Annotated in this window: 14 protein-coding genes; 9 read left to right on the forward strand and 5 right to left on the reverse strand. The window is 71.8% G+C overall.

Going from position 1 to position 12,229, the window contains the following annotated elements:
- Positions 1-50 precede the first annotated feature (50 nt).
- Both ISP_RS03385 and ISP_RS03390 read right to left on the reverse strand, forming a co-directional pair.
- Complete coding sequence (locus ISP_RS03385) at positions 51-836, reverse strand: M15 family metallopeptidase (protein WP_013222589.1); 786 nt, start codon at positions 834-836, stop codon at positions 51-53.
- A gap of 59 nt (positions 837-895) precedes the next feature.
- Positions 896-1,396 carry an Lrp/AsnC family transcriptional regulator gene (locus tag ISP_RS03390; RefSeq protein WP_013222590.1) on the reverse strand — a complete coding sequence of 167 codons (501 nt, stop codon included), beginning with the start codon at positions 1,394-1,396 and terminating at the stop codon, positions 896-898.
- A gap of 95 nt (positions 1,397-1,491) precedes the next feature.
- On the opposite strand from ISP_RS03390, the gene ISP_RS03395 reads away from it, so the two are divergent.
- From ISP_RS03395 to ISP_RS03430, 8 genes are all read left to right on the forward strand, one after another.
- Complete coding sequence (locus tag ISP_RS03395) at positions 1,492-2,733, forward strand: MFS transporter (RefSeq protein ID WP_013222591.1); 1,242 nt, start codon at positions 1,492-1,494, stop codon at positions 2,731-2,733.
- Between the two features lie 61 nt (positions 2,734-2,794).
- Positions 2,795-3,436, forward strand: coding sequence for a zinc ribbon domain-containing protein (locus ISP_RS03400; protein ID WP_230468697.1), 642 nt, complete (start codon positions 2,795-2,797; stop codon positions 3,434-3,436).
- Between the two features lie 263 nt (positions 3,437-3,699).
- Positions 3,700-4,368, forward strand: a complete 669-nt coding sequence (locus ISP_RS03405) for a Crp/Fnr family transcriptional regulator (protein WP_063606963.1) — start codon at positions 3,700-3,702, stop codon at positions 4,366-4,368.
- A gap of 140 nt (positions 4,369-4,508) precedes the next feature.
- Positions 4,509-5,216, forward strand: a complete 708-nt coding sequence (locus ISP_RS03410) for a hypothetical protein (protein WP_013222594.1) — start codon at positions 4,509-4,511, stop codon at positions 5,214-5,216.
- Complete coding sequence (locus ISP_RS03415; RefSeq protein ID WP_013222595.1) at positions 5,213-7,234, forward strand: hypothetical protein; 2,022 nt, start codon at positions 5,213-5,215, stop codon at positions 7,232-7,234. Before ISP_RS03410 ends, ISP_RS03415 begins: the two co-directional genes overlap by 4 nt.
- On the forward strand, positions 7,231-8,622 hold the full coding sequence (locus ISP_RS03420) for a hypothetical protein (protein ID WP_013222596.1): 1,392 nt from the start codon (positions 7,231-7,233) through the stop codon (positions 8,620-8,622). The genes ISP_RS03415 and ISP_RS03420 overlap by 4 nt, the downstream gene beginning before the upstream one ends.
- Complete coding sequence (locus tag ISP_RS03425) at positions 8,612-9,952, forward strand: DUF4407 domain-containing protein (protein ID WP_230468699.1); 1,341 nt, start codon at positions 8,612-8,614, stop codon at positions 9,950-9,952. The genes ISP_RS03420 and ISP_RS03425 overlap by 11 nt, the downstream gene beginning before the upstream one ends.
- 66 nt (positions 9,953-10,018) lie before the next feature.
- Positions 10,019-10,243, forward strand: a complete 225-nt coding sequence (locus ISP_RS03430) for a hypothetical protein (protein ID WP_013222598.1) — start codon at positions 10,019-10,021, stop codon at positions 10,241-10,243.
- On the opposite strand, the gene ISP_RS03435 is transcribed toward ISP_RS03430, so the two are convergent.
- From ISP_RS03435 to ISP_RS03445, 3 genes are all read right to left on the reverse strand, one after another.
- Entirely contained in the window at positions 10,224-10,505 is a 282-nt protein-coding gene (locus tag ISP_RS03435; protein WP_230468700.1) for a hypothetical protein, read from the reverse strand. The genes ISP_RS03430 and ISP_RS03435 overlap by 20 nt on opposite strands.
- 180 nt (positions 10,506-10,685) lie before the next feature.
- Complete coding sequence (locus ISP_RS03440; RefSeq protein WP_141748446.1) at positions 10,686-11,021, reverse strand: hypothetical protein; 336 nt, start codon at positions 11,019-11,021, stop codon at positions 10,686-10,688.
- Positions 11,021-11,302 (reverse strand): YbaB/EbfC family nucleoid-associated protein, encoded by a 282-nt coding sequence (locus tag ISP_RS03445; RefSeq protein WP_013222600.1) that lies wholly within the window; start codon positions 11,300-11,302, stop codon positions 11,021-11,023. The genes ISP_RS03440 and ISP_RS03445 overlap by 1 nt, the downstream gene beginning before the upstream one ends.
- 157 nt (positions 11,303-11,459) lie before the next feature.
- Here ISP_RS03445 and ISP_RS03450 point away from each other — a divergent pair, with 157 nt between their 5' ends.
- Positions 11,460-11,615: a hypothetical protein gene (locus ISP_RS03450; protein WP_013222601.1), complete on the forward strand. Its 156-nt coding sequence runs from the start codon at positions 11,460-11,462 to the stop codon at positions 11,613-11,615.
- The last annotated feature ends 614 nt before the right edge of the window (positions 11,616-12,229 follow it).

Raw genomic sequence — 12,229 nt, forward strand, 5'->3', positions numbered from 1 at the left:
AAGCGAAGCGCCCCCGGTCCACAGTGGACCGGGGGCGCTTTTCGCCCGGTTCAGTGCAGGCTGCCCCGGGAGACCGGGAAGTCGAAGTAGGTGTCCGGGAACGGCTCGCCGTTCAGCGTGAAGTGCCACCACTCCTCGGGCAGGTTGCGGAAACCCGCCGCGGCCATCGTCGAGCGCAGCAGGTCGCGGTGCTGCCGGGCGGTGCCGGTGATCGCCGGGTTGTCGGTGTGGGCGAGCGGGTCGAAGCAGTCGTAGCCGGTGCCCATGTCGACGGTGTTGTCGGGGAAGCGCTGGTCCCGCGGCGCGAAGCACGCCTGGAGCGGTTCGCCCGGGACGTACGGCCGCTGGAACGGCGGCGGCAGGCGGACGAGGGTGAGGTCCATCGTGCTGCCGCGGCTGTGCCCGGACTTCTCGGCGATGTACCCGTCGGCGAAGAGCCGGTCCTTGGCGACGTCCGGGTAGAACTCGGCTTTCATCTTCTCGTCGGCGAGGTCCTTGGCCCACCGGACGAAGTGGTCGACGGCGCGCTGCGGCCGGTAGCAGTCGTACACCTTGAGCGTGTACCCCTGCCGGAGCAGCTCCGCCTGTGCTTTCCGGAGGCCTTCGGCGGCCTGCCGGGTCAGGATGCACAGAGGCTGGCGGTACCCGTCGATGCGGCGGCCGACGAAGTTGTGCCGCGTGTCGTAGCGGATGTCCTGCAGGATCGACGGCGCGACGTCGGAGAGCGCCACGAAGGCCTTCGAGGGAGCGGCCTGCGCGGGCATGGGGACGGCGAGACCGGCCGTCGCGGCGAGGGTGACGGCGAGCGCGCGCACCCGGCGAGTGAAGATCGGCATCCCTCTCGTCTAGCAGCCCGGGTCCCCGGCGTACAGCCGCCTTCCGGGCAGCGCTTCGCTCACGACCAGCCTTCGGACGTCGTCGCGCGCAGGAAGTCGTCCGAGGGTGGCTGCACCGGCCGTCCCTCGAACTGCGTGGAAAGCACCACCGACGACCGCAGCTCGCCGTGCTTGCCCAGCCGTTCCAGCAGCCCCTCGAAGTGCTCGAGCGACGCCGCCCGGATCTTCAGCATCGTGCAGTGGTCGCCGCTCAGCCGGTGGATCTCGACGACCTCCGGGTAGTCCTCGGACTTCGACGTCTTCAGCAGGCAGCTGCTCAGCGCGCACCGCATCTCGACGAACGCCTGCAGCGGCTGGCCCGCGCGCCGCGCGTCGACCTGGGCGCGGTAGCCGGTGATCACCCCGGTCTCCTCCAGCCGCCGCACCCGCTCGGCCACCGCCGGCGCCGACAGGTTGATCCGCCGCCCGAGCTCCTTGAACGACAGCCGCCCGTCGGCCTGCAGCAGGTCCAGCAGCCGCCAGTCGACGTCGTCCAGCGCCTTTTCCGAACGGAAGGTCATGGGCCTCATTCTCCTTCCGATGCACGGGCGGGGCGAGCGAAATCCCGTTCACCGCCCCTTCGAACGGTGCCCGGATTTCCCTAACGTTGCCGGTCATGGGGACTTCGACGGTGACCGGCCGGACCCGGTCGATGGGGGCACTGTTCGCCGGTGTCGCGCTGCTCAACACGGCCACGGTCGGCCTCGGCACCGCGGCCACGCTGATCGTCGCCGCCGGCAGCGGCGCGGTCTGGAGCGGGCTGCCGAGCGTGGCGAACGTGCTCGGCACCGCGGCGGGCGCGCTCGGCGCCGGGAGGCTGCTGCCGGTCCACGGCAGCCGCCGGGTGCTGGCCGGTGGCTACGGCCTCGCCGCGGCCGGCGCGCTGGTGGCGTTCGCGGGCGCACTGGCGACGTCGGTCGTGCCGCTGCTGCTGGGCATCCTGCTGGTCGGGCTGGGCAACGGCGGTGCGCAGCTCTCGCGGTACCTGGCGGCGGACCTGTACCCGCAGGACCGCCGGGGGCGCGCGCTCTCGACCGTCGTCTGGGGCGGGACCGTCGGCGCGCTCGCCGGGCCGGCCCTGATGGTTCCGGCGGCCGGTGCCGCGGCCGGCTTCGGCTGGCCGTCGCTGTCCGGGCCGGCCGCGGTGGCGGTCCTGGCCACGGCGGGCGCGGCGCTGGCGGCGGCGTTCCTCCCGCGGCACGTGCCCCCGCCGAGACAACCGGGCCTCCGGCCCGGGCCGGGGGCTCCGCCACCAGAACCCCCGAAAAGCCCGCCGCGGGAGCCCGCCGTGGCCGCTCGCGGCCCGGTGCGGCCGGCCGGGTTCGTGCGGCCGCTGGTCGCGATGGTCCTCGCGCAGCTCACGATGAGCGCGGTGATGACGATGACGCCGGTGCAGCTGCAGGCACACGGGCACGACCTCGGCGTCGTCGGCTGGGTGCTGAGCGCGCACCTGTTCGGGATGTTCGCGCTGGCGCCGCTGTCGGGGCGGATCGCCGACCGCTGGGGTCCGCACGTCGCCGTCAACGCGGGCCTCGGCGTCCTCGCCCTGGCGGCCGCAACCGCGCTCGCGGCACCGACGGCGCACACTTCCGGCCTGCCGATCGCGCTGTTCCTCCTGGGCTACGGCTGGAACCTGGTGTTCGTCGGCGGCAGCGCGCAGCTCAGCCGGGACCTCGCGCCGGAGACGCGCAGCCGGGTGCAGGGCACCGTCGACGCGGTCGTCTGGTCGGCGTCCGCGCTGGCCGGGCTGGGGTCGGGGGCGCTGTTCGCCGGCGGCGGGTACGGGCTGGTCGCGGTGGTCGGCGGCGTGCTGGCCGTGCTCCCGCTGGCGTTCTCCGCCGCCCGTGACGGCCGGTAACCGGGCCGTTGTCGGCAAATCTCTCGTCCCGGCGGCCGACGCCGGGCGGCGAAGATGGGCCGTGGCTGACTCTGTGCCCTTCACGGACAACTTTTCGGACCTCTCGAACACGCAGGGGTACCAGTTCGAGTTCCGTTGCGAGCGTTGCGGCAACGGCTTCCGCTCCGCCTTCCAGCGCGACAACGTCGAGACCGGCCGAAGCGTGCTTCGCGCGGTGGGCTCGTTCTTCGGCGGGACGCTGCGCGACCTGAGCAATTCGGCCGACCAGTGGCGCTACGATCGCGCGACGAACTCGCCGGCCAAGGACAAGGCACTGGCCGCGGCGGTCGAGGAGATCACCCCGAGCTTCCGCCAGTGCCGCGGCTGCGGCGACTGGATGTGCCAGGACCAGTGCTGGAACGAGGAGATCGGCCAGTGCCTGCGCTGCTCGCCGAGCGTCGCGGAGGAGATCTCGCGCGCCCAGGCCGCGGCCCAGCGGGACCAGATCTGGGACAAGGCCCGCGACAAGGACTGGACGGCGGGCCTGGACCTCGACACCCGGGCCAAGGTCAGCTGCCCGGGCTGCGGCCTGAAAGCGGACGGCGGCAAGTTCTGTTCGTCCTGCGGCACGTCGCTGGCCATGAAGGTGACCTGCGGCGGCTGTGGCAGTGAGAGCAACAAGCCGGACGCGCTGTTCTGCTCCGATTGCGGCACCAAACTCTGAGCCGGGCCACTCCGGAAACCGGCGTATCACCACCCTTTCCCACGAATTCCGTCTGATTCTGCCCGTGCGGCCCGCGATGCGGGCCGTACTCTTTCCCGGGCATCGACAACCGCCTTCGCCGCGGGTATTTGTCTAGGGTGCGCGAGGGGGGCTCGCGGGCACGGAACCGGAACGGTGGTCGTTCCGGCACTCGTGGAGGAGGGTGCGGCGTGGCTGCCGACGGTGCGAGCGGAAACGGCACGGAATGGCCGGGCGGCACGGTCATGTCGCGGCTCCCGGGTGCGCTGGGCGGTGAGCTGCTGAGACTGGGCAGCCCGAAACCGTGCCCCGCCGGAACCGTGCTGCTGCACCAGGGCGAACCCAGCACGCACGTTTTCCTGCTCGGCCACGGGAAACAGCCCAGGCTGGCCTGCGTCAAGGTCACCGCGGCGGCCCGGAACGGCACCGAAAGCCTGCTGGGCATCAGGGTGAGCGGCGATCTCGTCGGCGAGATGGGCGTGCTGCGGGACGGCCCTCGCGCGGCCACGGTGACGGTGTGCCGGGCGATGACGGTGCACCGGATCCCGCTCGAGCACTTCCGGAGCTTCCTGCGGCGCCGGGAAGAAGCCTGGCGGGTGGTCTGCCACATGATCGCCGACCGGCTCGACTGGGCGAACCGCCGCCGGCTCGACTTCGCCGGGTACGACACGGCGGTGCGGCTCGCCCGGGTGCTGCTCGAACTAGCCGATTACCACGGTGCGCCCGGGGAGGCCGGGATCAGGCTGGGGATCCAGCTCTCCCAACCGGAATTCGGCAAGCTGATCGGTGCGGGCCGGGACGCGATCCAATTGGCTGTCCGCCAATTGAAGGAGAAGAACTACATCGCGTACAGATACCGGACAGTAACCATTCTTGACCTGAACGGGCTAGCGGCGTTCGCTGATCCTGGCTAACGAACCGGTGCAGATGACGGAATTTTCCGGAGTCTTGGTCACGCAGAGGAGGCAGACTCTGCGCTCACCTCCTAATGGCTCCGAAAAGGACAATGACCTTGGCTCGCGGCAGCGATTTTTCCCGTCATCTCCTCGTTTCCATGGACGTGCAAGGCTACGGCGGCCGGGACGACCGGCAGCACGCTTCGATCCAATCCGGCCTGCTCGCCGTGGCGGACACCGCCGCCGGCCGGTGCGGCCTGGACCGGACGACCTGGCACCGGCAGGGCGCCGGCGACGGCGAACTGGCGATCCTCCCGCCGGGCACCCCCGAACCGGCGGTCGTGGACGACTACGTCCGTGAGCTGGTCACGGCGCTCGCCGACCACAACCACGACCTCGCGGCGGAGAACCGGATGCGCATCCGGATCGCCATCCACCACGGCGTCGCGATGCCCGGCGCGAACGGCTGGACGGGACAGGGCGTGGTGGGCGTGAGCCGCCTCGTCGACAGCGCCCCCGTCCGCGGCGCCCTCCGCGCGTTCCCGGCCGCCGACCTGGCCGTGCTCGTGTCGCGGCAGATCTACACCGACGTCGTGGCCCAGCGCCACACCTCGCTGAAGCCGGGGGAGTTCCGGGAAGTCGTGGTGCGGCAGAAGGAATTCACCGACGTGGCCTGGCTCCGGGTGCCGGGGCACGACGTGCACGGCGCGCAGCTCTCGGCCGATCCGCCCCGCGTCCCGGCTGATTCGGCAGGCACCCGGGTGACCGGCGCGGCCGGGCACAGCTACCGCGCCGACGCGATCACCGTGGTCAACGGGAGCGTCGACGCGCCGAACGCGGTCTTCGGGATCAAGCACGGCTCATGAGCGAGGAAGAACCGGCGGAAAAGCCGGCCGAGACGCCGGAGCCCGCACCCGGCGACGACTACACCGAACAGCTCGCGGGTGTGGTGAACCAGTTCAACGGCACGATCTACGCCGATGCCGCCCAGTTCGGCATCGGGCCGCAGCGGCCGGCGCGCGTGAAAGCGGCGGCCGGCAAGCTCGACGACACCGACGTCCGGGCCGACTTGAGCCACTACGTCACCCCCGCCTGCTACGACACGGCGCTCGGCGCGCTGCGCAAGGACCACGTCGTCGGCCTGCACGGCGACCGGGGGACCGGGAAGCGCGCGGGGGCGATCGCGCTGCTGCGCGAGGTCACCGACGGGCCGCTGTACCTGCTGTCCCCGATGAACCGGCTCAAGAGCCTGGCCGAACGCGACTACGCGGCGGGAAGCGGCTACATCATCGCCGACCGCATCGCGGAGCGAAAAGCCGCCGACGTCGACTTCACGTGGCGGACGGTCCGCGACCGCGTCCGCGACCAAGGGGCCTACCTCGTGGTCACCACGACCACGCCGACCGCTTGCGGCGAAGTCGACGCCGTCACCCACGTGCGGTGGGCGCAGCCCGACCCGCGGCAGGTGCTGCGCGTCCGGCTGGCCGGCCTCGACGGCGTCGACGAGATCGTCGAACGGGTCCTGCGCGCCTGGCCCGACGGCGGGCAGCTGACCGACCTCGTCGCCGTCGCGGCCGACCTCGGCGAGGGGCTGACGGTCGAGGAGGCGCTGCCCAAACTGGACGCGTCCCTGCACGACCGGGTCCGCACCTGGTTCGACGAAGAGCGCGACGAGCGGGACTTCCTGGCCGCCACCGCGCTGGCCTTCCTCGACGGGGCGCGGCAACGGACCTTCGAGTCGGCGCTGGGAAAGCTGGAGGCGAAGCTCGCCGAGGCGGTCGTCGGCGACGAGCCGGACCTCGGCGAGCGCCCGCAGCCCGAGTTGCTGCGGCAACACCGGCTCAAGCTCTACGCGCCCGACAGCCTGATCAAGGTCGAGCGGGCCGGCTCGGACGGCGTCGCCCGGCACTGCCCCCGGTTCCGGGAGCCGCGGTACCGGCGGTTCGTGCTCGCCGAGCTGTGGGCCCGCGAAGAAGCGCCCTTCTGGGACGGCGTCTCCGCGTGGCTCGACGAGGTGATGCCGGAGGAGGGCCTGCGGGTCGCCGCCGGGCTCGCCGAACTCGCGCGGTACGCCTTCGACGAGGTCGACGACATCCTGGCGCCGTGGGCCGACGGGAAAAGCGGCTGGCCGGGCCAGACCACCGCGACCCACGTCCTGTGGCTGCTGAGCTACGACGAAGCCCTCGCCCCGGAAGCGCTCCAGCTGGCGGCGCAGTGGGCCGGGCGCGGCACGCCCGCCGAACGGTGGACGGGCGCGGTCGCGCTGAGCGGCGAGCTCGGCGCCCGTTACCCGCACGAAGCGGCCAACCGCCTCTGGCAGCTCATCCTGCAGAGCCACACGGTCACGGGAGACGCGCACGTCGCTCTCGCCGCCCTGTTCGTCACGTTGACCCGCCGCACCGAGGACGCCGGCGTCGTCTTGACGCTGCTCGACGGAAAAGTGCGGCGGCTGGACAAGCCGGGCACCAAACCGGAGTACATCCGGGCGGCCACCCGGGCGACCCTCAGCGTGCTCGCCGCGCGCGACCGGATCTCCGGCCGGCACGCCGCCACCACGCACCTCTGCCGCGTGGGGGACCGGACCGCGCCCGTCCAAGGGCGGCTCTGGGCCACGGTCCTGCGCAACCGGCCGACGCGCAAGCGGGCGCTGAGCGTCCTGCGCTCCGCCCTCGACGACCTCAAGCACCTCTGCGACGACCCCGTCGCCGTCGCGACTTCGCTCGGGCTGGCCATTTCGGCGGCCCTGCCCCCGGGCGAAGCCGACCTCCTCCGTGCGGACTTCTTCGCACTGGAGGCGCGAACCCGCAAAGACAGTTCCCCTCTGGTCGAGCACCTGCTCGCCGCGATCTCCCACCTGCACCGAGAGGCTGCCGCACTGCCATGACCGAGCCGTACCCGATCGTCGAACAACGCCCGCTGGATCCCGCGCAGACCAAGGGGAAGTTCTTCTGGCGCAAGGAATACCGCGAACACGGCGAACTGCCGAGGCCGAACGCGCACCAGGTCTTCGTCTACCGCGTCGACGGCGAATACGTCCTCGACAGCGCCCAGCGGCGCCTGGACGAGGAACAGGTCGTCCGCGCCACCCACGTCAGCCTGGTGGACCTGACCCGCGACGCCGAGGTGATCGTCGAGCTGGCCATCCCGTCCGCCGAAGCCGACGACTTCACCATGCGCGTCACCTTCGTCTGCACCGTGACGAACGCCGTCAGCGTCGTGCGCGAGGGGCGGGGTGACGCGCAAACGCTGCTGCGGGCCTACCTCAAGAGCCACCACCGGATCTTCGAGCTCGGCCTGGAGTACCGGCTCCTGCAGATCAACGACGTCCGCCGGGACGTCAACGCGCAGGTGAAGGCCTTCACCACGCTCAAGCCGCCGGTGATCTCCGGCATCGCCGTGGAACTGCGCAGCGTCGAGGTGCTGACCCCGGACGAGTACCGGCAGCTGATGGGCAGCCGCCGCAGCCTCGAATACCAGCACGAGCTGAACACGACGCAGCAGCGCCTGGACCATTCGCTGACCGCGGAACGCCAGCACCACGACCAGTACCTCGAGCGCGACCGGAGCGGGCACGACCACCGGCAGACCACCGAACGGCTGGCGCACGAGCAGCGGCTGGAGTGGGAACGCGTGCACCACTCCGGGGTCGTCGGGATCGAGCAGCAGCGGTACGAGCTCGACCGATTGGCCGACCGGAAGGCGTTCGACCGGCACCAGCGCGGGCAGGACCGCGAGGAGATGACCGCGCTGGCCGAGATCATCCGCAACAACCCGGACAGCGCGCTGGCGAACGCGTACGTGGCCGGCTCGCTCGACGCGACCGAGATGGCCGAGCGGCTGCTCGTCGAAAACCGCTACCGCGGCGAGGTCGAGCGCACCGAGCGGCAGGCCGAGTTCGACCGGCGGCACGAAGCGCGGCTCTACGAAATCGAGCACCGGAACGAGCAGCGCCGCTGGAGCCGCGAGCAGTCCCGCGAGGAACGCAAGTGGCGGCGCGAAGACCACGGCCTGGCCCGCGCCGAAACCCGGCGCAAGGAGGAGATCACCCTCGAGGTCATCCGGGAGCTCGGCAAGCACGGCTACCTCGACATGACGAACCTCGACCCGAACCTGCTGATCACCAAGCTGACCGGCGCCCCGCCCCGGGAGCAGCTCGAGGGCGGCGGCAAGGCGGAGCCGGCCGCCGGGGACCAGGCTTCGTCCGCTCCGCGGGCCGAGCCGGAAGACACCGAAGACGACGACACCGGGGTGAGGGAAGAGGATGTCAGTTGAGACCGAGGCGCCCACCCGGGGCGCCCTTCCCCCCGACGTCCCGCTGGGGACCTACCGGCCGGTGGACCCCCACCGCGGGCTCGGCAGGCGGCTGCGGGCACTGGCCGGGATCCGCGAAGAGATCCTCGACTGGGTGCCGGAAGAGCGGCCGCGCTACACGCGGCTCGGCGCGATCATCTTCAACACCGGCCTGCTGGCCGGGTTGTCGCTGCTGGTGGCGCTCAGCGATCTGTCGACCGTGCCGTGGATCTTCCTGCTGCCCGCCGGTGCGCTGTGGGCCTACGTCATCATCAGCTTCGACGGCTGGCTGATCTCCAGCACGCACGGCATGCTCGGCGCGGGCAAGACCCGGGTGTTCGTGCCCCGGCTGGTGATCTCGCTGCTGATGGGGGCCGTGATCGCGGAACCGTTGCTGCTGTGGATCTTCCAGCCCGCCATCCACAAGGAAGTCCTCGACGGCAGGCAGAACGAGCTGTCCGCCTACGAAAGCCAGTACCGTTCCTGCAACCCCGAGGGGGCGCCGGCGCTCAAGACCCCCGAGTGCGCCAACTTCCAGCTGACCATCAAGAACTCGCCGGACGCGGCGCAGCAGGAGCTGGACAAGGCGAGCAAGAACCGGGACGCGGCGAAGACGGAGTACGACTTCCTCTACGCGCAGTGGGACCAGCTGGAGAAGCTGGCGCGTGCGGAGTGCAGCGGCGCCCGGGGCGAGGGCCTCACCGGCGTGGCGGGCGACGGTCCCGAGTGCGATCGGAACCGGCAGGTGGCGGACCGCTTCCGCACCGACAACCAGCTCGAGAAGCGGCAGGCCGACCTGACCGCGGCCAACACGAACATCGATGGGTTGACCGCGAAGCTGGGCAGCGCCCGACAGACCGCCGGCCAGCAGGTCAGCGACGCGATCACCGCGAAGGTCACGTCGATGCGCGAGCACCAGGGCGTGATCGGCATCCTCGACGAGGACGAAGCGCTCGGGCGGCTGTCGGACCGCAGCGTGCTCGTGTTCGCGGCCCAGTGGCTCGTGCGGCTGCTGCTGATCGCGATCGACTGCATGCCGGTGCTGACGAAGCTGATGAGCGGCTCGACGGCGTACGACGTGCTCGTTTCCCGGCAGATCGAGGTCGCCCGCCGGCTGCACGAGAAGCACGTGACGCTGCGGGAGCGGCAGGACACCGCGGACAACGACGTCTGGCTGCAGCGGACCGAGTACAACCTCCGGACCAGGGTCGACAGCATCGAGGAGGCCGATCGCTCCGCCCGGGCGCGGCGGGAGTCGGACCTGGACGCCGAGATCGACCGGCTGGCCGCGAAGCTGCGCAACCAGCAGTAGGGGAGTGCCCGGCCGCGCGGGCCCGCTGATCCGGCGGATCCGCGCGGCCCCGGGCACCATGGAGGCATGACGCCCGTCACCAAACGCCTCACGGTGGTCGCCGTCGTGCTGATCACGGCCGGCGCGGTCCTGCTCGCGGTGGGAGCGATCGGCTTCCGGGCGACGTCGGATCAGCCCGACGCCAACATCGGCGCGGGGTTCGCCCTGCTGGCCGGGCCCTACGTCGTCGGCCTCGGGCTGGTGTTCGCCCTGTCGGCGGGCCTGACCCACCTCACGACGCGCCGCCGCTGACGTTCCACAGCGCCGCGGGCAGGTGATCGGCCAGCTCGGCGAGGTAGGAGGCCTCGGCGGTGAGGTTCTGCCGCGTCGCACAGCCCGGCCCCCAGGTGCGCGCGGAGCCGTTTTCGACGACGACCTCCCGCTGCCCGAACCGCGGGTTCGCCGCCAGCCGGCGGGCCAGCTCGGCGTCGAGCGCCGAGTCCGGCGGGAGCGTCGGCATGGACACCGGCCGGCCCGGGCCGATCCACAGCTCCGGGCCGGCCGGCACGCGCACCTGGGTGACGTGGAGGTCGCGGAAGCGGATGTGGTCGTCGAAGTTCCGGTAGGACCGCCGCTTCGCCGCCCTTCTTCAGCGCCTCGGTGGCGCCCGCCTGCAGCATCGTCTTCCGGTAGCCGACCTTGCCGGCGGCGTCGAGCACCGGGTTCTCGAAGGCCTTCGCCCAGCGCTTGCCGATCAAGCCCTTGTCGCCCACGGCCTTCTGGAGGAGGTCTGTGCCCTCGTTCTCCTCCGCGATCTTCGTGAGCGACTTGCCCAGCGTCGTCGAGGCGAACTTCTGCTGCAGCTTCGGAGCCAGTCGAGCACCTTCTGCAGGAGCTCGCGCAGCTTGTTCACCTTTCGGGTGGTCTTCGCCGTCGTCTGCGCCGCCTTGACCTCGGTCACCGGAGCAGCGGCGGACAGCGAAGCCCCGCAGGTCGGCACCGCGGCGGCCAGTGCGGGCACCCACAGCAGGATCAGCCAGGTCACGAACTCGGTGAGGATGGCCTTGACCAAGTCTTCGGCGAAGCTCATCAGCATGCTGTTGAGCTGCCCTCCCGCAGCGTCGCCAGCAAGGTGGCCGACAGGGCGTGCGGGCCCTTGGCCAGCGCGGCCTCGGTGAGCTCGACGTCCAGGACGGCACCGCCGGGCCCGGTCACGACGGTGACGCCCCCGTCCGCCGACGCGGCGCTCGCCCGCAGCCCGGTCAGCTGCTGCTGCATCGCGCCCAGCCCGGCGAACCGGTCGTCGACGTGGCGGACGCCCGCCTGGAACCGCTCGTATTCGGCGACCAGCTGCTCGAACTCGCCCGGCATGCACCCGCCTCTCCGTTTTGTGGTGCACCCATCGTGACCCTCCGGCCGCACTGTGACGCACGGAACGGCCGATCCGATCCCACTGCATCACCCGACCGGGTAATGGGTAGGTTTCGGCTCGAGAGGGAAGCAGGGGACAACGCTTGAGGAGTGTGTGATGACCAGCACCGAAGGGGCCGCAGGCCCGGCCGAAGAACCCAAGTCGACGGGCAGCCACGCGGCCCCGGAGGGCGCCGGCGTGCACCCCCTGATCGACCTGTCCCGCGACCCGAACCCGGGCAAGCCGGACCACGCCAAGCCGGACGAGGACTGAGGGGAGCGGGGCCGGAAAAGGCGGCGCGCCGAGGGGGCCTGCGCCGCCCGCCACCGCTCCCGACGGCGGCTCCGGCGACCGCGCATCGGCTGATGGGTCGGCGAGCGGGCCAACCCCCGCTCGCCGAAGGTCTTGGCGGCGCGAGCCGGCTCGCGGAGCACTCGCCGCCGGCGATCTGGCGCCCGGCTCCGGCCGGACGGCCGGCTCGATGCCGGCGAGGCGGACAACCCGCTCGGCGCGGAGCACCGGCTCGCCGGCCGGCGAGCGCGAGGCCTTCCCGGTCCGCCCGGTCTGGGCGGCCGCGCACCATGCGGAGGCGCCGCGAACCGGGGCGAGGTGCGCCACGTCACTGGCCCCGCCGAAGTCGCCCGCTTTCCCCGGAACCACTCATCACCCGGCGCAGCCAACCCACTGGCAGCCAACCCCCCGGCAGCCAACCCCCCGGCAGCCGAGCAAGACCGTCGCCCCACCCGGGGAATCTCCCGCGCCCGCCGGGCGTTGAAACCAGAGCGGACCGCTCCGGCGATGGACCGAACCGACCGCACCCGGCCACCACCTCGGCGCCCGGGCGAGCGGTCGCGACCCGAGGCGTGGAATGTCCCGCAGCACCGGGC

Origin of the sequence: Amycolatopsis mediterranei (assembly GCF_026017845.1) — a bacterium.
GTDB classification, from domain to species: Bacteria; Actinomycetota; Actinomycetes; order Mycobacteriales; family Pseudonocardiaceae; genus Amycolatopsis; species Amycolatopsis mediterranei.